Raw genomic sequence first — 16,220 nt, forward strand, 5'->3', positions numbered from 1 at the left:
TCCCACCTGACCCCATGCCGAACTCAGCAGTGAAACGCCGTAGCGCCGATGGTAGTGTGGGGTCTCCCCATGTGAGAGTAGGGAACTGCCAGACACTAAATTTAAGGTTGTGTCAGTACTGACTGACCGCACCATATTGCTGATATGGCTCAGTTGGTAGAGCACACCCTTGGTAAGGGTGAGGTCCCCAGTTCGAATCTGGGTATCAGCACCATATAATCGGCATTTAAAAAGAATTTACCTAGCGGCAATAGCGCGGTGGTCCCACCTGACCCCATGCCGAACTCAGTAGTGAAACGCCGTAGCGCCGATGGTAGTGTGGGGTCTCCCCATGTGAGAGTAGGGAACTGCTAGGTTTTAAATATAAAGAAGCCACCCAATGGGTGGCTTTTTGCTATTTAAATTTTGCTAAAAAATAGCGGCCTCTATATAAAATATCTCAAATTATCTTATTTTATTATTCTAGCTACCCACGATTAAGTCTGACTGATAGACTTACTTTATTATCGTTATATTTTCCCTGAAGGTAGTAATGAATCCAACTTCTGAACTCAAGCCATTCAATAGCTTTGGTATTGATGCAAAAGCATTATCCGTTTTTATAGTAGAAAATAAACAATCGCTCCATCAGCAATGGCTCAAAGCGAAAAGTGATAATTTGCCTGTACTATTACTTGGAGGGGGGAGCAATGTCTTATTTGTAGAGAATTTTGACGGTATTGTCATTATTAATCAATTAAAAGGCATTGAGATCGCAGAGTGTGGCGATTATTGGCACGTACATGTCCAAGCGGGTGAAAATTGGCATCAGCTATTGGAAACATTGTTGCAAAAAGGGGTTTACGGTGCAGAGAACCTTGCTTTAATTCCTGGGTGTGCAGGTTCCGCCCCAATACAAAACATCGGTGCTTATGGCGTTGAGTTAAAAGATATTTGTGATTACGTAGATATCTTGTCGCTTGAGACAAATCAAGAAACGCGCATTACAGCCAGTGAGTGCCAATTTGGCTACCGTGATAGTATCTTTAAACATAAGTATCAATATGGCTATGCTATTGTCAGTATTGGGCTGAAATTCGCGAAAATGTGGGAACCTAAGTTGACTTACGGTGACTTGGCACAGTTTAACCCCGAAACGGTAACACCTAAGCAAGTCTTTGATGCCGTGTGCCAAACTCGTAGAAATAAATTACCTGACCCTAAAATTACCGGCAATGCAGGTAGTTTCTTTAAAAACCCTGTTGTTTCTGCTGAACAAGCTGCAAAAATTAAGCAACAAAACCCAAGTTGTCCTCAATATATTCAAGATGATGGTAGTGTAAAATTGGCAGCTGGCTGGCTTATTGACCAGTGTGGCTTAAAAGGGCATGAGATAGGAGGAGCAGCAGTTCATACTCAGCAGGCACTTGTTTTAATTAATAAACATCAAGCCACTGGGATGGATGTTGTTAACCTCGCAAAATACGTGAGTCAAAGTGTTGCTAAGCGTTTTGGTATTATCTTAGAACCGGAAGTTCGATTTATTGGTCGTCATGGCGAGGTTAACGCAATGGATTATATTCAATGAAAGAGGCATCAATCCCCTTACAGCTGATAGATATCTTAGCAGATGCTCAAATACACTCTGGTGAACAACTCGGTGATAAACTTGGAATGACGAGGGCTGCTATCAATAAGCATATTAAAACGTTGCGCTCTTGGGGCTTAAACATCGAAACTGTTACAGGAAAAGGTTATAAACTACCTCACCAAATTAATTTATTAAACCGAGCAGTCATTAAGCAGCAAATTAGTGATGTTAACATTATTGTTGAGCCTGTTATTAATTCAACAAACCAATATATGTTAGAGCGCATTCCAAGCCTAAAATCGGGAGATACTTGCTTAGCGGAGTATCAAAGTGCTGGGCGCGGTAGAAGAGGGCGGCAATGGGTATCGCCATTTGGCTGTAACCTTTATTTATCAATGTATTGGAAGTTGGACCAAGGTCCTGCTGCGGCAATAGGGCTAAGCCTAGTTGTGGGTATCGTAATTGCAGAAACATTAAATAAAATTAGCCAAGAAAAAGTAAAAGTGAAGTGGCCTAATGATCTGTACATGAATGATAAAAAACTGGCTGGGATTTTAGTTGAATTAACAGGTAAAACAGGGGATGCTGCTCATATTATTATTGGTATTGGAATTAATATTGGTATGAATAAAAACAATATTGAAAGTTCAAATACAATAACACAAGAATGGTCTTCATTAAGAGATGAAGTTGAAGATATAGAGCGTAATGAATTATCTGTAAATATAATTAAAGCATTAAGAGAGTCTTTGGTTATATTTGAAAACGAAGGGTTAAAACCATTTTTAGATAGGTGGTTTAAATTAGATAACTTTTTGAATAGGGATGTTAAGTTACTGATTGGTAATGATATAATTACGGGTGTTGAACGTGGGATTAATGAGCAAGGCGCATTATTATTACAAAAAAATAATGGTGAAATCATTCCTTATATTGGTGGTGAAATATCATTGAGGCCCAATGAGTAATATATTGGCCGGTAACAAACCGGCCAATATATTATTAACTATTTTCTTAGGCGGACATTTTGAATAGAATGGTTTTCGCCCTTAGTCATTATTAGGCTTGCTCTTTCTTTGGTGGGTAAAATATTTTCTTTAAGATTTAACCCATTAATTTCATCCCAAATTGACCCAGCAATATTAATAGCTTCATCTTCTGTTAATTTAGAGTAGCTATGGAAATAAGAATCTGGATCAGAGAATGCACCTTGTCTAAATTTCAAGAACCTACCGATATACCATTGTTTTAATAGCTCCGGTGCTGCATCAACATAGATTGAAAAATCAACAAAATCGGAGACAAATACGTGGTGTGGATCTTGTGGATAATCCATATCACTTTGTAAAACATTTAACCCTTCAAGAATTAAAATATCGGGTTGGTCAATTAGTTGTTCTTGATCAGGAACGATATCATAAGTCAGATGGGAGTACACGGGTGCCTTAACATTGCGCGCACCTGATTTTATTTGCGACACAAAGTTAACCAGTTTTCGCATATCATAAGACTGAGGAAACCCTTTTTTCTTCATGATATTTCTATCTTTCAAAACTTGGTTAGGGTGTAGAAAACCATCAGTGGTGATCAAATCAACCTTACGGTGTTCTGGCCAGCGCGTCAGCAATGCTTGCAATAGACGAGCCGTTGTACTCTTACCTACGGCAACACTGCCAGCAATACCAATAATGTATGGAACTTTTGCTCCGTTTGTTCCTAGAAACTGCTCTAAAACTGCTTGGCGTCGTAAATTTGAACTGATATAAAAATTCAATAGACGCGATAAAGGTAGATAAATTTCGATAACATCTTCCATAGAGAGCTCTTCATTAATCCCCTTTAATTCAAAAAGCTCGCTTGATGTCAGTGTCAAAGGAACTGAATCACGTAAAGTTGCCCAGTGTTCTCTATCAAACTCTAAGTATGGCGTAGTAATAAAATTTTCATTCTTTTTCATAAACCAACATCTGCCTATTTTATGCAGGTTGGACAGGTTGCCTAAACACCCGTATCCATAAAATTTGCTAGCATCATAGCGAGTGATAAAGGTGAGGCGTAGGTTTTTTTGTATTTTTTATGAGTTTTTTTTGAAGTGTGCAGAAAAAATGATACTGAATGATTAAAAAACGATCTGCTATTTGCTGGGATAAAACTGTGATTTTGAATAAAAAATAGCCCTTTGAAACTTTTTAAGTTTTTTTCCCCCTTTGCTGAACAAATAATAATGGATTATAGTTAATGGCTGCTGTTGATGTTTTAATCTTAAAAGAGCTAAAAAAACAGCAAAAATGCAAAAAGCGAACAAAATATAAGCAAATGAACAAAAAACTTAATTTTTTTGTTGCAACATGCGCTCACTCTTCCTAGAATGCGCAGCACTTGATGCCGGCATAGCTCAGTTGGTAGAGCAACTGACTTGTAATCAGTAGGTCCCGAGTTCGACTCTTGGTGCCGGCACCATTAAAAATTTGGATAGGTGGGATACCCAAGCGGCCAAAGGGAGCAGACTGTAAATCTGCCGTCACAGACTTCGAAGGTTCGAATCCTTCTCCCACCACCATCTCCAAGAAGTTTTCTTTCCAAAGAAAATTTTGAGGAACAGTTTAACAGCTGATAACTCAGGTAGCCGAGTTCATTGCGGGCATCGTATAATGGCTATTACCTCAGCCTTCCAAGCTGATGATGCGGGTTCGATTCCCGCTGCCCGCTCCAAGATGTGCTGATATAGCTCAGTTGGTAGAGCGCACCCTTGGTAAGGGTGAGGTCGGCAGTTCGAATCTGCCTATCAGCACCACTTCCCTTATGTTCTCAATTATCTCCCTGTTTTGTCTCCTGAAATAACAAGCGAAATTCTTGCTTGGTTGATGTGGTTTAACCACCGATTCCGTGTCTTAGAGGGACAATCTAATGTCTAAAGAAAAATTTGAACGTTCAAAACCGCACGTTAACGTTGGTACTATCGGCCACGTTGACCACGGTAAAACTACTCTGACAGCAGCTATCACTACTGTTCTAGCTAAAACTTACGGTGGCGCAGCGCGTGCATTCGATCAAATCGATAACGCACCAGAAGAAAAAGCGCGTGGTATCACCATCTCTACTTCTCACGTAGAGTACGATACTCCAACTCGCCACTACGCACACGTAGACTGCCCAGGACACGCCGACTATGTTAAAAACATGATCACTGGTGCTGCTCAGATGGACGGTGCAATTCTGGTTGTTGCTGCGACAGATGGCCCAATGCCACAAACTCGTGAGCACATCCTGTTAGGTCGTCAAGTTGGTGTTCCATACATCATCGTTTTCCTGAACAAATGTGACATGGTAGACGACGAAGAACTGTTAGAATTAGTTGAAATGGAAGTTCGTGAACTTCTGTCTCAATACGATTTCCCAGGCGACGACACTCCAGTTGTTCGTGGTTCAGCTCTGAAAGCGCTGGAAGGCAACCCAGAGTGGGAAGCGAAAATTGTTGAATTAGCAGAGCACTTGGATTCTTACATTCCAGAGCCAGAGCGTGCAATTGACAAGCCATTCCTGCTGCCAATCGAAGACGTATTCTCAATCTCAGGTCGTGGTACAGTAGTAACAGGCCGTGTTGAGCGTGGTATCATCAAAGTTGGTGAAGAAGTTGAAATCGTTGGTATCCAAGACACTGTAAAAACTACCTGTACTGGTGTTGAAATGTTCCGTAAACTGCTTGACGAAGGTCGTGCAGGTGAGAACGTTGGTGTTCTGTTACGTGGTACAAAACGTGAAGAAATTCAACGTGGTCAAGTATTGGCTAAACCAGGTTCAATCAAGCCACATACTCAGTTCGAATCAGAAGTTTATATTCTGAGCAAAGATGAAGGTGGTCGTCATACTCCATTCTTCAAAGGTTACCGTCCACAGTTCTACTTCCGTACAACTGACGTAACAGGTACTATCGAACTGCCAGAAGGCGTAGAAATGGTAATGCCAGGTGATAACATCAACATGATCGTTACCCTGATCCACCCAATCGCGATGGACGACGGTTTACGTTTCGCAATCCGTGAAGGTGGCCGTACTGTAGGTGCGGGTGTTGTTGCAAAAATTATTGCATAATACCTAACCACTAAAGGTTTTAATGAAAAGGCACCGTTCAGGTGCCTTTTTAGTTTTAGCACTCGTTAGGCTGAAAGAAATGCCTAGTGACCCCACAAGTCAATTCTAAATACGGCACTAAAGTATATTGTGTAAATAATTAGCAATGATAATTGAAATGCAAATCATTTTCATTTAAAATATTCGTATGTGATTTATACAGGTTAAGCATCATGTACGTATGCCTCTGTGAAGCAATTACTGATAAACAGATCAGAAATGTAGTAAGAAAATATCAGGTCACCTCCCTTAAAGGGTTACGCCAAATTTTACCTGTAGGCCTCGAATGCGGAAAATGTATTAGGCAGACGAAGGTAATCTTGCATGAAGAACAGGTTTTACTTGAAGAAATCTGTGCTGTCGAAGTTGCTTAGGTTGTAATCTAGTCACTCGTAAGAATTAAATTACTAACTTTTCATTTAAATCGTCGTATAAATATTACCCAGCTATCTATTTCAGTACTACACTTAAAATACTGGAAGCGATGGAGGGTACACATGAAAGGCGATAAAAAAATGATAGCCCATTTAAATAAATTATTGGGCAATGAACTAGTTGCAATTAACCAATATTTTTTACATGCCCGTATGTTCAAAAATTGGGGGCTAACTCGTCTCAATGAGATGGAATACCATGAATCAATTGATGAAATGAAACATGCCGATAAATACATCGAGCGTATTCTTTTCCTCGAAGGTATCCCTAATTTACAAGATCTTGGCAAGTTAAATATTGGTGAAGATGTTGAAGAGATGCTGAAATCAGACCTACAACTTGAGATAGACGGTGCAAAAAATCTAAAAGAAGCTATCAAATATGCGGACTCTGTTCATGATTACGTCAGTCGAGATTTAATGATTGAAATTTTAGCAGACGAAGAAAACCATATTGATTGGATTGAAACGCAACTTGAGTTGATCACTCGTATAGGACTACAGAACTACCTTCAAGCACAAATCAAAGAAGAGTAATGCTCAATAACATTGTTTAACTAAAAAATTATAGTTAATAAAAGCCCTCAATAATTGAGTTTTCAACATTGAGGGCTTTTTTTAATACCAGCGCTCAGCGCCCACCTTAAAAAAATTCGCACATATTTTCCCCGATTGCTTGCGTTTAGCGATAATTTACGTATAATGCGCGGGCTTACTGATGAGTAAGCCCTATATTTTAGGACTGAAATCTCAGTATTGAGTTAACGATTTGTTACTCATTTAGACAATACTCCCGATTTGGGAGTTACATCAAGAACGATTACACTCTCCCATCAATCGAAATGGGTACGAGGAGTAATCATTTTACGTTTATAAATAGTTGGAGCTCTGGTCTCATGCAGAACCAAAGAATCCGTATCCGCCTGAAAGCTTTTGATCATCGTTTAATCGATCAATCAACTGCGGAAATCGTAGAGACTGCTAAGCGCACTGGTGCGCAAGTACGTGGTCCTATCCCGCTGCCGACACGTAAAGAGCGTTTTACCGTTCTGATCTCTCCGCACGTTAACAAAGATGCGCGTGATCAGTACGAAATTCGCACTCACAAGCGTCTGGTTGACATCGTTGAGCCAACCGAAAAGACCGTTGATGCTCTGATGCGTCTGGACCTGGCTGCCGGCGTTGACGTGCAGATCAGCCTGGGTTAATCAGGTCGTCGAACGATTGAGAGGTTGAAACAATGATTGGTTTAGTCGGTAAGAAAGTGGGAATGACGCGTATCTTCACTGAAGATGGTGTTTCTATCCCTGTAACTGTTATCGAAATTGAAAATAACCGTGTTACTCAGGTTAAAACTGCAGAAACTGACGGTTATAATGCAATTCAGGTTACTACTGGTAGCAAAAAAGCTAACCGTGTAACTAAACCTGAAGCAGGTCATTTCGCTAAAGCTGGCGTTGAAGCTGGCCGTATTCTGCGTGAATTCCGTACTGAAGAAGGTACTGAGTTTGCAGCAGGTCAAAGCATTAGCGTTGAAATTTTCGCTGACGTTAAAAAAGTCGACGTTACTGGTACATCTAAAGGTAAAGGTTTTGCCGGCACAGTTAAGCGCTGGAATTTCCGTACTCAAGATGCTACTCACGGTAACTCCTTGTCTCACCGTGTTCCGGGTTCTATCGGTCAGAACCAGACTCCGGGCAAAGTGTTTAAAGGCAAGAAAATGGCAGGCCAACTAGGTAATGAACGTGTAACTGTTCAAAGCTTAGATGTAGTACGTGTTGACGCTGAGCGCAACCTGCTGCTGGTCAAAGGTGCTGTTCCAGGAGCAACTGGTAGCAACCTGATCGTAAAACCGGCTGTCAAGGCTTAACGTCGAGGAGATAGGAATGGAATTGGTAATGAAAGACGCGCAAAGCGCGCTGACTGTTTCCGAAACTACCTTCGGGCGTGATTTCAATGAAGCGCTTGTTCACCAAGTAGTTGTTGCATATGCAGCTGGTGCTCGTCAAGGTACTCGTGCTCAGAAAACTCGTGCTGAAGTTTCTGGTTCAGGTAAAAAACCATGGCGTCAAAAAGGCACTGGTCGTGCACGTGCTGGTTCAGTAAAGAGCCCGATTTGGCGCTCTGGTGGTGTTAGCTTTGCAGCTAAACCACAGGACCACAGTCAAAAAGTTAATAAGAAGATGTACCGTGGTGCTTTAAAAAGCATCCTGTCTGAATTGGTACGTCAAGATCGTCTGATCGTTGTCGAGAAGTTCTCTGTAGAAGCGCCTAAAACTAAGCTGCTGGCACAGAAACTGAAAGATATGGCTCTGGAAGATGTGCTGATCATCACTGCTGAATTAGATGAAAATCTGTTTTTAGCAGCGCGCAACCTGTACAAGGTTGACGTTCGTGATGCAGCTGGTATCGACCCAGTAAGCCTGATCGCCTTCGACAAAGTGGTTATGACTGCTGATGCTGTGAAGCAAGTTGAGGAGATGCTGGCATGATCCGTGAAGAACGTCTGCTAAAAGTACTGCGCGCGCCGCATGTATCTGAAAAAGCTTCTACAGCGATGGAAAAAAGCAATACCATCGTTCTCAAAGTTGCGAAAGACGCGACTAAAGCAGAAATCAAAGCTGCTGTACAGAAACTGTTTGAAGTCGAAGTTGAAGGTGTTAACACTTTGCTGGTTAAAGGCAAAACTAAACGCCACGGTCAGCGTTCCGGTCGCCGTAGTGACTGGAAAAAAGCTTACGTTACGCTGAAAGAAGGCCAGAATCTGGACTTCGTTAGCGGCGCAGAGTAAGTCGGAGGAGTAAAGAACAATGGCAGTTGTTAAATGTAAACCTACGTCTCCGGGCCGTCGCCACGTTGTTAAAGTGGTTAACCCTGAGCTGCATAAGGGAAAACCTTATGCTCCGCTGTTAGAAAAAAACAGCAAATCCGGTGGTCGTAACAACAATGGCCGTATCACTACCCGTCATATCGGTGGTGGCCATAAGCAGCATTATCGTTTAGTTGATTTTAAACGCAACAAAGACGGTATCCCTGCGGTTGTTGAGCGTTTGGAATATGATCCAAATCGTTCTGCGAACATTGCACTGGTACTATATAAAGACGGTGAACGTCGTTATATTCTTGCACCAAAAGGCCTGAAAGCTGGCGACCAGATTCAATCTGGTGTTGATTCAGCAATCAAAGCTGGTAACGCACTGCCTATGCGCAACATCCCTGTTGGTTCTACAGTTCATAATATCGAACTGAAACCAGGTAAAGGTGGACAGTTAGCGCGTTCAGCAGGTACTTACGCTCAAATCGTTGCTCGTGATGGTGCTTATGTCACCTTACGTCTGCGTTCTGGTGAAATGCGTAAAGTTTTAGCTGATTGCCGTGCAACCTTAGGTGAAGTTGGTAACGCTGAACATATGTTACGTGTTCTCGGTAAAGCTGGTGCTAGTCGCTGGCGTGGTATTCGTCCTACCGTTCGCGGTACTGCGATGAACCCAGTAGACCATCCACATGGTGGTGGTGAAGGCCGTAACTTTGGTAAACACCCTGTAACACCTTGGGGCGTTCAAACCAAAGGTAAGAAAACTCGTAGCAACAAGCGTACTGATCAATTCATCGTACGTCATCGTTCTAAAAAATAATTAGAGGATAAGCCATGCCACGTTCTCTCAAGAAAGGTCCTTTTATTGACCTGCACTTGCTGAAGAAGGTAGAGAAAGCGGTGGAAAGCGGAGACAAGAAGCCTCTCAAGACTTGGTCCCGTCGTTCAACGATCTTTCCTAATATGATCGGATTGACCATCGCTGTCCATAATGGTCGTCAGCATGTTCCAGTTTTCGTAACCGACGAAATGGTTGGTCACAAACTGGGTGAATTCGCACCGACTCGCACTTATCGCGGCCACGCGGCAGATAAGAAAGCTAAGAAACGTTAAGGATAGGAGGAAGAGATGGAAACTTTAGCTATGCATCGCCACGCTCGTTCTTCTGCCCAGAAGGTTCGCTTAGTTGCCGACCTGATTCGCGGTAAGAAAGTGTCGCAAGCTCTGGAAATTCTGACCTACACCAACAAGAAAGCTGCTGGTTTAGTGAAGAAAGTACTTGAATCTGCAATTGCTAACGCAGAGCAAAACGATGGCGCTGACATTGATGACCTGAAAGTTGCGAAAATATTCGTAGACGAAGGTCCAACTATGAAACGCATCATGCCGCGTGCGAAAGGCCGTGCAGATCGTATTCTTAAGCGCACCAGCCACATTACAGTGGTTGTGTCCGATCGCTGAGACTCTGGAGACTAGCAATGGGTCAGAAAGTACATCCTAATGGTATTCGCCTGGGTATTGTCAAACCTTGGAACTCTACTTGGTATGCGAATACCAATGAATTCGCTGACAACCTAGACAGCGATTTTAAAGTACGCCAGTACTTAAATAAAGAATTGGCAAAAGCGTCAATCTCTCGCATCGTTATCGAACGTCCTGCGAAAAGCATCCGTGTGACTATTCACACTGCTCGCCCAGGTATCGTTATCGGTAAGAAAGGTGAAGACGTTGAAAAACTGCGTAAAACAGTAGCGGATATCGCTGGTGTTCCTGCGCAAATCAATATCGCCGAAGTTCGTAAACCAGAACTGGACGCAAAATTAGTTGCTGACAGCATTTCTTCACAGCTGGAACGTCGTGTTATGTTCCGTCGTGCTATGAAGCGTGCAGTACAGAACGCAATGCGTCTGGGCGCTAAAGGTATTAAAGTTGAAGTCAGTGGCCGTTTAGGCGGTGCTGAAATCGCTCGTACCGAGTGGTATCGTGAAGGCCGTGTGCCACTGCACACATTACGTGCTGATATCGATTACAACACTTCAGAAGCGCACACCACTTACGGTGTTCTCGGCGTTAAGGTATGGATCTTCAAAGGTGAGATTCTGGGTGGTATGGCTGCTGTTGAACAAGCTGAGAAACCAGCTGCTCAACCTAAAAAGCAGCAGCGTAAAGGCCGCAAGTAAGGAGAGTCGCTGATGTTACAACCAAAGCGTACAAAATTCCGTAAGGTGCACAAAGGCCGCAACCGTGGTCTAGCGCAAGGTACGGATGTTAGCTTCGGCACTTTCGGTCTTAAAGCTGTTGGCCGTGGTCGTCTGACTGCACGTCAGATCGAAGCGGCACGTCGTGCTATGACCCGTGCTATTAAGCGTCAAGGTAAAATCTGGATCCGTGTGTTCCCAGACAAACCAATCACTGAGAAACCACTCGAAGTTCGTATGGGTAAAGGTAAAGGTAACGTAGAATATTGGGTTGCCTTAATCCAGCCTGGTAAAGTTTTATACGAAATGGACGGTGTGCCTGAAGAGCTGGCTCGTGAGGCATTCTCTCTGGCAGCAGCGAAACTGCCTATCAAAACCACCTTTGTAACTAAGACGGTGATGTAATGAAAGCACAAGAGCTGCGCGAAAAAAGCGTTGAAGAGCTGAATGCTGAACTTTTGAACTTGTTACGTGAACAATTTAATTTACGTATGCAGGCTGCAAGTGGTCAGCTACAACAGTCTCATCTGTTGAAACAAGTGCGTCGTGATATCGCACGTGTGAAGACTTTACTGACTGAGAAGGCAGGTGCGTAATGAGCGATAAAATCCGTACTCTGCAAGGTCGTGTAGTTAGCGATAAAATGGAGAAATCTATTGTTGTTGCTATCGAGCGTATGGTGAAACACCCTCTGTATGGTAAATTCATCCGTCGTACGACTAAATTGCACGTACATGACGAGAACAATGAATGTGGAATCGGTGACGTGGTAGAAATCCGCGAAACTCGTCCACTGTCTAAGACTAAGTCTTGGGCCTTAGTTCGCGTTGTAGAAAAAGCTGTTCTGTAATAGAATAGACTTTTCTGATGAATAAACGGCTCTTATTTGATTGAGCCGTTTATTTTTTTCTGTCCAACTCGATGATGTGGTGTTATAATGCCGCGCCCTCGTAGTATGGGTATATTTGAACGGCCTCTTCATAATGAGGTGGCTCAGTAGTAGTTGACATTTAGCGGAGCACTAAAATGATCCAAGAACAGACTATGCTGAACGTGGCCGACAACTCCGGTGCACGTCGCGTAATGTGTATCAAGGTTCTAGGTGGCTCGCACCGTCGCTATGCACATGTCGGCGACATCATTAAAATTACCGTTAAAGAAGCAATTCCACGCGGTAAAGTTAAAAAGGGTGATGTCCTGAAAGCGGTAGTGGTGCGCACCAAGAAGGGTGTACGTCGCCCTGACGGTTCTGTCATTCGCTTCGATGGTAATGCTTGTGTGTTATTAAATAACAACAGCGAGCAAGTAATCGGTACGCGTATTTTTGGGCCGGTAACTCGTGAACTTCGTAACGAGAAGTTTATGAAAATTATCTCTCTGGCACCTGAAGTACTCTAAGGAGCGAACTATGGCAGCGAAAATCCGTCGTGATGACGAAGTTATCGTGCTAACTGGGAAAGACAAAGGTAAGCGCGGTAAAGTAAAGCAGGTTATTTCTTCTGGTAAAGTTATCGTTGAAGGTATCAATCTGGTTAAAAAACATCAGAAGCCTGTACCGGCTCTGAACCAACCAGGTGGCATCGTTGAAAAAGAAGCGGCTATTCAAGTTTCTAACGTTGCAATCTTTAACGCGGCAACCGGTAAGGCTGACCGTGTAGGCTTTAGATTCGAAGACGGCAAAAAAGTCCGTTTCTTCAAATCTAACAGTGAAACTATCAAGTAATTTTTGGAGTATACGATGGCGAAACTGCATGATTACTATAAAGACGAAGTAGTTAATAAACTCATGACTGAGTTTAACTACACTTCTGTCATGCAAGTCCCTCGGGTCGAGAAGATCACCCTGAATATGGGTGTTGGTGAAGCGATTGCTGATAAAAAACTGCTGGATAACGCAGCAGCTGATTTAACAGCGATCTCAGGTCAAAAACCTTTGATCACCAAAGCACGCAAATCTGTTGCAGGCTTCAAAATCCGTCAGGGCTATCCAATCGGCTGTAAAGTAACCCTGCGTGGCGAACGCATGTGGGAGTTCCTTGAGCGTCTGATTTCTATTGCTGTACCACGTATTCGTGACTTCCGTGGCTTGCCCGCTAAGTCTTTCGATGGTCGCGGTAACTACAGCATGGGTGTTCGTGAACAAATCATCTTCCCTGAAATCGATTACGATAAAGTGGATCGCGTACGTGGTTTAGATATTACTATCACCACTACTGCGAAATCAGATGACGAAGGTCGCGCACTGTTAGCAGCGTTCAACTTCCCGTTCCGCAAGTAAGGCAGGGTACTCATGGCTAAGAAATCTATGAAAGCGCGTGATGTTAAACGTGCTAAATTAGCTGAGAAGTTCTTCGCAAAACGCGTAGAATTGAAAGCTATCATCTCTGATGTTAAAGCATCCGATGAAGATCGCTGGGACGCTGTTCTCAAGCTGCAAACACTGCCACGTGATTCAAGTCCTTCTCGTCAGCGTAACCGCTGCCGTCAAACAGGGCGTCCGCATGGTTTCCTGCGGAAGTTTGGTCTGAGCCGTATTAAAGTCCGTGAAGCCGCAATGCGCGGTGAAATCCCGGGCCTTAAAAAGGCAAGTTGGTAATTCCATTTGAATCACGGGAGTAAAGACAGATGAGCATGCAAGATCCCATCGCGGATATGCTGACCCGTATCCGTAACGGTCAGGCCGCGAACAAAGTTGCGGTCACCATGCCTTCCTCCAAGCTGAAAGTGGCAATTGCCAAAGTGCTGAAGGAAGAAGGTTATATCGAAGATTTTAAAATTGAAGGCGACATCAAGCCAGAATTGGAACTGACTTTACGTTATTTCCAAGGTAAGGCTGTCGTAGAAAGCATTCAGCGTGTAAGCCGCCCAAGCCTGCGCATCTATAAGAAAAAAGATGAGCTACCACAAGTTATGGCTGGGTTAGGTATCGCTGTTATTTCTACCTCTAAAGGTGTCATGACTGATCGTGCAGCTCGCCAAGCTGGTCTTGGTGGCGAGATTCTCTGCTACGTAGCTTAATTCGGGAGGAAAGAATGTCTCGTGTGGCAAAAGCACCCGTCGTCATTCCTGCCGGCGTAGAGGTAAAACTCAACGGTCAGGTTATTTCGATTAAGGGTAAAAACGGCGAGCTTAGTCGTACTATCCATAATGCAGTTGAAGTTAAAAACGAAGACAATCAGCTGACTTTCGCACCACGCGAAGGTTTCGCGGATGCATGGGCACAAGCGGGTACTACTCGTTCACTGTGTAATGCAATGGTTGTTGGTGTTACCGATGGCTTCACTAAAAAGCTTCAACTGGTCGGTGTTGGTTACCGTGCAGCAATCAAAGGCAATGCTGTAAGCTTGTCTTTAGGTTTCTCGCATCCGGTTGAACACGCACTGCCAGCAGGCATTACTGCTGAATGTCCAACACAAACTGAAATCGTACTGAAAGGTGCGGATAAGCAAGTGATTGGCCAAGTTGCAGCAGAACTGCGTGCTTACCGTCGTCCTGAACCTTATAAAGGTAAAGGTGTTCGTTACGCCGATGAAATCGTGCGTACCAAAGAGGCTAAGAAGAAGTAAGGTAACACTATGGATAAGAAAGCAGCTCGTATCCGTCGTGCGACCCGCGCACGCCGTAAGATCCAAGAGTTGGGTGCGACTCGCCTGGTGGTACATCGTACTCCACGCCATATTTATGCGCAGGTTATCGCACCGAACGGTTCTGAAACATTGGTTGCAGCTTCTACTACAGAAAAAGCTATCAATGAACAAGTTAAGTTTACTGGAAACAAAGACGCAGCAGCAATTGTTGGTAAATTAGTTGCAGAACGCGCACTGGAAAAAGGCATCAAAGTTGTTGCTTTTGACCGTTCTGGTTTCCAATATCATGGTAGAGTCCAGGCACTGGCAGATGCTGCCCGTGAAGCTGGCCTTCAGTTCTAAGGTAGAGGTGTAAGATGGCTCACATCGAGAAACAAGCTGGCGAACTGCAGGAAAAGCTGATCGCGGTAAACCGCGTAGCAAAAACCGTTAAAGGTGGCCGTATTTTCAGCTTTACCGCACTAACTGTAGTTGGTGATGGTAACGGTCGCGTTGGTTTTGGCTACGGCAAAGCGCGCGAAGTTCCGGCAGCAATCCAGAAAGCGATGGAAAAAGCCCGTCGCAGTATGAAAACCGTTGCTCTAAACAACGGCACATTGTTCCACCCTGTGAAAGGTACACACACTGGTTCTCGTGTGTTTATGCAACCTGCTCACGAAGGTACCGGTATCATTGCCGGCGGTGCAATGCGTGCTGTTTTAGAAGTAGCTGGAGTTCGCAACGTACTGGCTAAAACCTACGGTTCCACAAACCCAATCAACGTGGTTCGTGCAACACTGGATGCTTTAGACAGCATGAAGTCTCCAGAAATGGTCGCAGCTAAGCGTGGAAAATCCGTCGAAGAAATTCTGGGGTAATCGGCCATGGCTAAGACTATTAAAATTACACAAGTTCGCAGTTCAATCGGTCGTCTGCCTAAGCATAAGGCAACACTGGTCGGTTTAGGTCTGCGTCGCATTGGTCATACAGTAGAGCGCGAGGATACTCCTGCTGTACGTGGTATGGTCAACTTGGTTTCCTACATGGTTAAAGTTGAGGAGTAAGAGATGCGTTTAAATACTCTGTCTCCGGCTGAAGGTGCCAAGCACGCGCCTAAACGCGTAGGTCGTGGTATCGGTTCTGGTCTGGGTAAAACCGGCGGCCGTGGTCACAAAGGTCAGAAATCTCGTTCTGGCGGTGGCGTACGTCGTGGTTTCGAAGGCGGCCAGATGCCTTTATATCGTCGTCTGCCGAAATTCGGCTTCACTTCACGTAAAGCAATGATCACTGCAGAGATTCGTCTGTCTGATTTTGCTGCTGTTGAAGGCGATGTTATTGATCTGAACGCACTGAAAGCCGCGAACGTTGTTGGCATCCAGATTGAATATGCGAAAGTTATTCTGTCTGGCGAAGTGAACCGTGCAGTTACTGTACGTGGCCTTCGTGTTACTAAAGGTGCTCGCGCTGCAATCGAAGCTGCCGGCGGTAAAATTGAGGAATAAGTGA

Annotated in this window: 28 protein-coding genes, 5 tRNA genes and 2 rRNA genes; 34 read left to right on the forward strand and 1 reads right to left on the reverse strand. The window is 43.9% G+C overall.

Features of this window, described 5'->3' with window-relative positions; all coding sequences use genetic code 11:
• The 5 genes from rrf (ACPEH5_RS22135) to birA form a co-directional block, all read left to right on the forward strand.
• A 5S ribosomal RNA gene (gene rrf, locus ACPEH5_RS22135) occupies positions 1-94 on the forward strand; the annotation flags it as partial.
• A 44-nt stretch (positions 95-138) separates the two neighbouring features.
• A tRNA-Thr gene (locus ACPEH5_RS22140) sits at positions 139-214 on the forward strand.
• Between the two features lie 26 nt (positions 215-240).
• Positions 241-356: ribosomal RNA gene (gene rrf / locus ACPEH5_RS22145) — 5S ribosomal RNA — on the forward strand.
• 176 nt (positions 357-532) lie between these two features.
• Positions 533-1,567 (forward strand): UDP-N-acetylmuramate dehydrogenase, encoded by a 1,035-nt coding sequence (murB, locus tag ACPEH5_RS22150; RefSeq protein ID WP_105880908.1) that lies wholly within the window; start codon positions 533-535, stop codon positions 1,565-1,567.
• On the forward strand, positions 1,564-2,538 hold the full coding sequence (gene birA / locus ACPEH5_RS22155) for a bifunctional biotin--[acetyl-CoA-carboxylase] ligase/biotin operon repressor BirA (protein ID WP_042849050.1): 975 nt from the start codon (positions 1,564-1,566) through the stop codon (positions 2,536-2,538). The genes murB and birA overlap by 4 nt, the downstream gene beginning before the upstream one ends.
• 38 nt (positions 2,539-2,576) lie before the next feature.
• On the opposite strand, the gene coaA is transcribed toward birA, so the two are convergent.
• Complete coding sequence (gene coaA / locus ACPEH5_RS22160; RefSeq protein WP_042849049.1) at positions 2,577-3,527, reverse strand: type I pantothenate kinase; 951 nt, start codon at positions 3,525-3,527, stop codon at positions 2,577-2,579.
• 281 nt (positions 3,528-3,808) lie between these two features.
• On the opposite strand from coaA, the gene ACPEH5_RS22165 reads away from it, so the two are divergent.
• The 29 genes from ACPEH5_RS22165 (at position 3,809) to rplO (ending at position 16,216) form a co-directional block, all read left to right on the forward strand.
• Positions 3,809-3,937: a hypothetical protein gene (locus ACPEH5_RS22165; protein ID WP_257786024.1), complete on the forward strand. Its 129-nt coding sequence runs from the start codon at positions 3,809-3,811 to the stop codon at positions 3,935-3,937.
• A 17-nt stretch (positions 3,938-3,954) separates the two neighbouring features.
• Positions 3,955-4,030: transfer RNA gene (locus ACPEH5_RS22170), tRNA-Thr, on the forward strand.
• 15 nt (positions 4,031-4,045) lie between these two features.
• A tRNA-Tyr gene (locus ACPEH5_RS22175) sits at positions 4,046-4,130 on the forward strand.
• 77 nt (positions 4,131-4,207) lie between these two features.
• Positions 4,208-4,282 (forward strand) — tRNA-Gly (locus tag ACPEH5_RS22180).
• Between the two features lie 6 nt (positions 4,283-4,288).
• Positions 4,289-4,364, forward strand: a tRNA-Thr gene (locus tag ACPEH5_RS22185).
• 113 nt (positions 4,365-4,477) lie between these two features.
• Positions 4,478-5,662: an elongation factor Tu gene (gene tuf / locus ACPEH5_RS22190; RefSeq protein WP_042847578.1), complete on the forward strand. Its 1,185-nt coding sequence runs from the start codon at positions 4,478-4,480 to the stop codon at positions 5,660-5,662.
• A gap of 212 nt (positions 5,663-5,874) precedes the next feature.
• Positions 5,875-6,075 (forward strand): bacterioferritin-associated ferredoxin, encoded by a 201-nt coding sequence (gene bfd, locus ACPEH5_RS22195; protein WP_042847577.1) that lies wholly within the window; start codon positions 5,875-5,877, stop codon positions 6,073-6,075.
• A gap of 123 nt (positions 6,076-6,198) precedes the next feature.
• The gene (gene bfr, locus ACPEH5_RS22200; protein WP_042847575.1) at positions 6,199-6,672 is read left to right on the forward strand and encodes a bacterioferritin; all 474 of its coding nucleotides are present in this window, start codon (positions 6,199-6,201) and stop codon (positions 6,670-6,672) included.
• 359 nt (positions 6,673-7,031) lie between these two features.
• Entirely contained in the window at positions 7,032-7,343 is a 312-nt protein-coding gene (rpsJ, locus tag ACPEH5_RS22205; protein ID WP_001181005.1) for a 30S ribosomal protein S10, read from the forward strand.
• 32 nt (positions 7,344-7,375) lie between these two features.
• Positions 7,376-8,005 (forward strand): 50S ribosomal protein L3, encoded by a 630-nt coding sequence (gene rplC, locus ACPEH5_RS22210; protein ID WP_042847572.1) that lies wholly within the window; start codon positions 7,376-7,378, stop codon positions 8,003-8,005.
• Positions 8,006-8,021: 16 nt separating this feature from the next.
• The gene (gene rplD / locus ACPEH5_RS22215) at positions 8,022-8,627 is read left to right on the forward strand and encodes a 50S ribosomal protein L4 (protein WP_042847571.1); all 606 of its coding nucleotides are present in this window, start codon (positions 8,022-8,024) and stop codon (positions 8,625-8,627) included.
• Entirely contained in the window at positions 8,624-8,926 is a 303-nt protein-coding gene (rplW, locus tag ACPEH5_RS22220; RefSeq protein ID WP_042847569.1) for a 50S ribosomal protein L23, read from the forward strand. The genes rplD and rplW overlap by 4 nt, the downstream gene beginning before the upstream one ends.
• Positions 8,927-8,945: 19 nt before the next feature.
• Positions 8,946-9,770: a 50S ribosomal protein L2 gene (gene rplB, locus ACPEH5_RS22225; RefSeq protein WP_006657016.1), complete on the forward strand. Its 825-nt coding sequence runs from the start codon at positions 8,946-8,948 to the stop codon at positions 9,768-9,770.
• A gap of 14 nt (positions 9,771-9,784) precedes the next feature.
• Positions 9,785-10,063 carry a 30S ribosomal protein S19 gene (gene rpsS / locus ACPEH5_RS22230; protein WP_004265426.1) on the forward strand — a complete coding sequence of 93 codons (279 nt, stop codon included), beginning with the start codon at positions 9,785-9,787 and terminating at the stop codon, positions 10,061-10,063.
• Between the two features lie 15 nt (positions 10,064-10,078).
• Positions 10,079-10,411, forward strand: a complete 333-nt coding sequence (rplV, locus tag ACPEH5_RS22235) for a 50S ribosomal protein L22 (RefSeq protein ID WP_004265430.1) — start codon at positions 10,079-10,081, stop codon at positions 10,409-10,411.
• Between the two features lie 17 nt (positions 10,412-10,428).
• Positions 10,429-11,130, forward strand: a complete 702-nt coding sequence (gene rpsC, locus ACPEH5_RS22240; RefSeq protein ID WP_004907131.1) for a 30S ribosomal protein S3 — start codon at positions 10,429-10,431, stop codon at positions 11,128-11,130.
• A 12-nt stretch (positions 11,131-11,142) separates the two neighbouring features.
• The gene (rplP, locus tag ACPEH5_RS22245) at positions 11,143-11,553 is read left to right on the forward strand and encodes a 50S ribosomal protein L16 (RefSeq protein ID WP_004265436.1); all 411 of its coding nucleotides are present in this window, start codon (positions 11,143-11,145) and stop codon (positions 11,551-11,553) included.
• Positions 11,553-11,744, forward strand: a complete 192-nt coding sequence (rpmC, locus tag ACPEH5_RS22250) for a 50S ribosomal protein L29 (protein ID WP_004265442.1) — start codon at positions 11,553-11,555, stop codon at positions 11,742-11,744. The genes rplP and rpmC overlap by 1 nt, the downstream gene beginning before the upstream one ends.
• Entirely contained in the window at positions 11,744-11,998 is a 255-nt protein-coding gene (gene rpsQ, locus ACPEH5_RS22255; protein ID WP_042847566.1) for a 30S ribosomal protein S17, read from the forward strand. Before rpmC ends, rpsQ begins: the two co-directional genes overlap by 1 nt.
• A gap of 176 nt (positions 11,999-12,174) precedes the next feature.
• Positions 12,175-12,546 (forward strand): 50S ribosomal protein L14, encoded by a 372-nt coding sequence (gene rplN, locus ACPEH5_RS22260; RefSeq protein WP_004265449.1) that lies wholly within the window; start codon positions 12,175-12,177, stop codon positions 12,544-12,546.
• A 10-nt stretch (positions 12,547-12,556) separates the two neighbouring features.
• Positions 12,557-12,871 carry a 50S ribosomal protein L24 gene (gene rplX / locus ACPEH5_RS22265; protein ID WP_042847564.1) on the forward strand — a complete coding sequence of 105 codons (315 nt, stop codon included), beginning with the start codon at positions 12,557-12,559 and terminating at the stop codon, positions 12,869-12,871.
• Positions 12,872-12,886: 15 nt separating this feature from the next.
• Complete coding sequence (gene rplE / locus ACPEH5_RS22270; RefSeq protein WP_006816328.1) at positions 12,887-13,426, forward strand: 50S ribosomal protein L5; 540 nt, start codon at positions 12,887-12,889, stop codon at positions 13,424-13,426.
• A 12-nt stretch (positions 13,427-13,438) separates the two neighbouring features.
• Positions 13,439-13,744 (forward strand): 30S ribosomal protein S14, encoded by a 306-nt coding sequence (rpsN, locus tag ACPEH5_RS22275; RefSeq protein ID WP_004265458.1) that lies wholly within the window; start codon positions 13,439-13,441, stop codon positions 13,742-13,744.
• 29 nt (positions 13,745-13,773) lie between these two features.
• The gene (gene rpsH, locus ACPEH5_RS22280) at positions 13,774-14,166 is read left to right on the forward strand and encodes a 30S ribosomal protein S8 (RefSeq protein ID WP_042847562.1); all 393 of its coding nucleotides are present in this window, start codon (positions 13,774-13,776) and stop codon (positions 14,164-14,166) included.
• 14 nt (positions 14,167-14,180) lie between these two features.
• Positions 14,181-14,714: a 50S ribosomal protein L6 gene (rplF, locus tag ACPEH5_RS22285; protein WP_042847560.1), complete on the forward strand. Its 534-nt coding sequence runs from the start codon at positions 14,181-14,183 to the stop codon at positions 14,712-14,714.
• A 9-nt stretch (positions 14,715-14,723) separates the two neighbouring features.
• A complete protein-coding gene (rplR, locus tag ACPEH5_RS22290) occupies positions 14,724-15,077 on the forward strand; it encodes a 50S ribosomal protein L18 (RefSeq protein ID WP_042847557.1) in 354 nt (117 codons plus the stop codon).
• 14 nt (positions 15,078-15,091) lie between these two features.
• Positions 15,092-15,592 (forward strand): 30S ribosomal protein S5, encoded by a 501-nt coding sequence (gene rpsE / locus ACPEH5_RS22295; protein ID WP_004265471.1) that lies wholly within the window; start codon positions 15,092-15,094, stop codon positions 15,590-15,592.
• A gap of 6 nt (positions 15,593-15,598) precedes the next feature.
• Positions 15,599-15,778, forward strand: a complete 180-nt coding sequence (gene rpmD / locus ACPEH5_RS22300; protein WP_004265475.1) for a 50S ribosomal protein L30 — start codon at positions 15,599-15,601, stop codon at positions 15,776-15,778.
• Positions 15,779-15,781: 3 nt separating this feature from the next.
• Entirely contained in the window at positions 15,782-16,216 is a 435-nt protein-coding gene (rplO, locus tag ACPEH5_RS22305; RefSeq protein ID WP_004265478.1) for a 50S ribosomal protein L15, read from the forward strand.
• The last annotated feature ends 4 nt before the right edge of the window (positions 16,217-16,220 follow it).

The organism is Providencia sp. NPDC089933 (assembly GCF_049545585.1).
Taxonomy (GTDB): domain Bacteria; phylum Pseudomonadota; class Gammaproteobacteria; order Enterobacterales; family Enterobacteriaceae; genus Providencia; species Providencia huashanensis.

What these genes read in the sequence shown, in the direction of transcription:
- murB (WP_105880908.1), top strand. Translation starts at nt 533, where the DNA reads ATGAATCCAACTTCTGAACTCAAGCCATTCAATAGCTTTGGTATTGAT.
- birA (WP_042849050.1), top strand. Translation starts at nt 1,564, where the DNA reads ATGAAAGAGGCATCAATCCCCTTACAGCTGATAGATATCTTAGCAGAT.
- coaA (WP_042849049.1), bottom strand. Translation starts at nt 3,527, where the DNA reads ATGAAAAAGAATGAAAATTTTATTACTACGCCATACTTAGAGTTTGAT.
- ACPEH5_RS22165 (WP_257786024.1), top strand. Translation starts at nt 3,809, where the DNA reads ATGGCTGCTGTTGATGTTTTAATCTTAAAAGAGCTAAAAAAACAGCAA.
- tuf (WP_042847578.1), top strand. Translation starts at nt 4,478, where the DNA reads ATGTCTAAAGAAAAATTTGAACGTTCAAAACCGCACGTTAACGTTGGT.
- bfd (WP_042847577.1), top strand. Translation starts at nt 5,875, where the DNA reads ATGTACGTATGCCTCTGTGAAGCAATTACTGATAAACAGATCAGAAAT.
- bfr (WP_042847575.1), top strand. Translation starts at nt 6,199, where the DNA reads ATGAAAGGCGATAAAAAAATGATAGCCCATTTAAATAAATTATTGGGC.
- rpsJ (WP_001181005.1), top strand. Translation starts at nt 7,032, where the DNA reads ATGCAGAACCAAAGAATCCGTATCCGCCTGAAAGCTTTTGATCATCGT.
- rplC (WP_042847572.1), top strand. Translation starts at nt 7,376, where the DNA reads ATGATTGGTTTAGTCGGTAAGAAAGTGGGAATGACGCGTATCTTCACT.
- rplD (WP_042847571.1), top strand. Translation starts at nt 8,022, where the DNA reads ATGGAATTGGTAATGAAAGACGCGCAAAGCGCGCTGACTGTTTCCGAA.
- rplW (WP_042847569.1), top strand. Translation starts at nt 8,624, where the DNA reads ATGATCCGTGAAGAACGTCTGCTAAAAGTACTGCGCGCGCCGCATGTA.
- rplB (WP_006657016.1), top strand. Translation starts at nt 8,946, where the DNA reads ATGGCAGTTGTTAAATGTAAACCTACGTCTCCGGGCCGTCGCCACGTT.
- rpsS (WP_004265426.1), top strand. Translation starts at nt 9,785, where the DNA reads ATGCCACGTTCTCTCAAGAAAGGTCCTTTTATTGACCTGCACTTGCTG.
- rplV (WP_004265430.1), top strand. Translation starts at nt 10,079, where the DNA reads ATGGAAACTTTAGCTATGCATCGCCACGCTCGTTCTTCTGCCCAGAAG.
- rpsC (WP_004907131.1), top strand. Translation starts at nt 10,429, where the DNA reads ATGGGTCAGAAAGTACATCCTAATGGTATTCGCCTGGGTATTGTCAAA.
- rplP (WP_004265436.1), top strand. Translation starts at nt 11,143, where the DNA reads ATGTTACAACCAAAGCGTACAAAATTCCGTAAGGTGCACAAAGGCCGC.
- rpmC (WP_004265442.1), top strand. Translation starts at nt 11,553, where the DNA reads ATGAAAGCACAAGAGCTGCGCGAAAAAAGCGTTGAAGAGCTGAATGCT.
- rpsQ (WP_042847566.1), top strand. Translation starts at nt 11,744, where the DNA reads ATGAGCGATAAAATCCGTACTCTGCAAGGTCGTGTAGTTAGCGATAAA.
- rplN (WP_004265449.1), top strand. Translation starts at nt 12,175, where the DNA reads ATGATCCAAGAACAGACTATGCTGAACGTGGCCGACAACTCCGGTGCA.
- rplX (WP_042847564.1), top strand. Translation starts at nt 12,557, where the DNA reads ATGGCAGCGAAAATCCGTCGTGATGACGAAGTTATCGTGCTAACTGGG.
- rplE (WP_006816328.1), top strand. Translation starts at nt 12,887, where the DNA reads ATGGCGAAACTGCATGATTACTATAAAGACGAAGTAGTTAATAAACTC.
- rpsN (WP_004265458.1), top strand. Translation starts at nt 13,439, where the DNA reads ATGGCTAAGAAATCTATGAAAGCGCGTGATGTTAAACGTGCTAAATTA.
- rpsH (WP_042847562.1), top strand. Translation starts at nt 13,774, where the DNA reads ATGAGCATGCAAGATCCCATCGCGGATATGCTGACCCGTATCCGTAAC.
- rplF (WP_042847560.1), top strand. Translation starts at nt 14,181, where the DNA reads ATGTCTCGTGTGGCAAAAGCACCCGTCGTCATTCCTGCCGGCGTAGAG.
- rplR (WP_042847557.1), top strand. Translation starts at nt 14,724, where the DNA reads ATGGATAAGAAAGCAGCTCGTATCCGTCGTGCGACCCGCGCACGCCGT.
- rpsE (WP_004265471.1), top strand. Translation starts at nt 15,092, where the DNA reads ATGGCTCACATCGAGAAACAAGCTGGCGAACTGCAGGAAAAGCTGATC.
- rpmD (WP_004265475.1), top strand. Translation starts at nt 15,599, where the DNA reads ATGGCTAAGACTATTAAAATTACACAAGTTCGCAGTTCAATCGGTCGT.
- rplO (WP_004265478.1), top strand. Translation starts at nt 15,782, where the DNA reads ATGCGTTTAAATACTCTGTCTCCGGCTGAAGGTGCCAAGCACGCGCCT.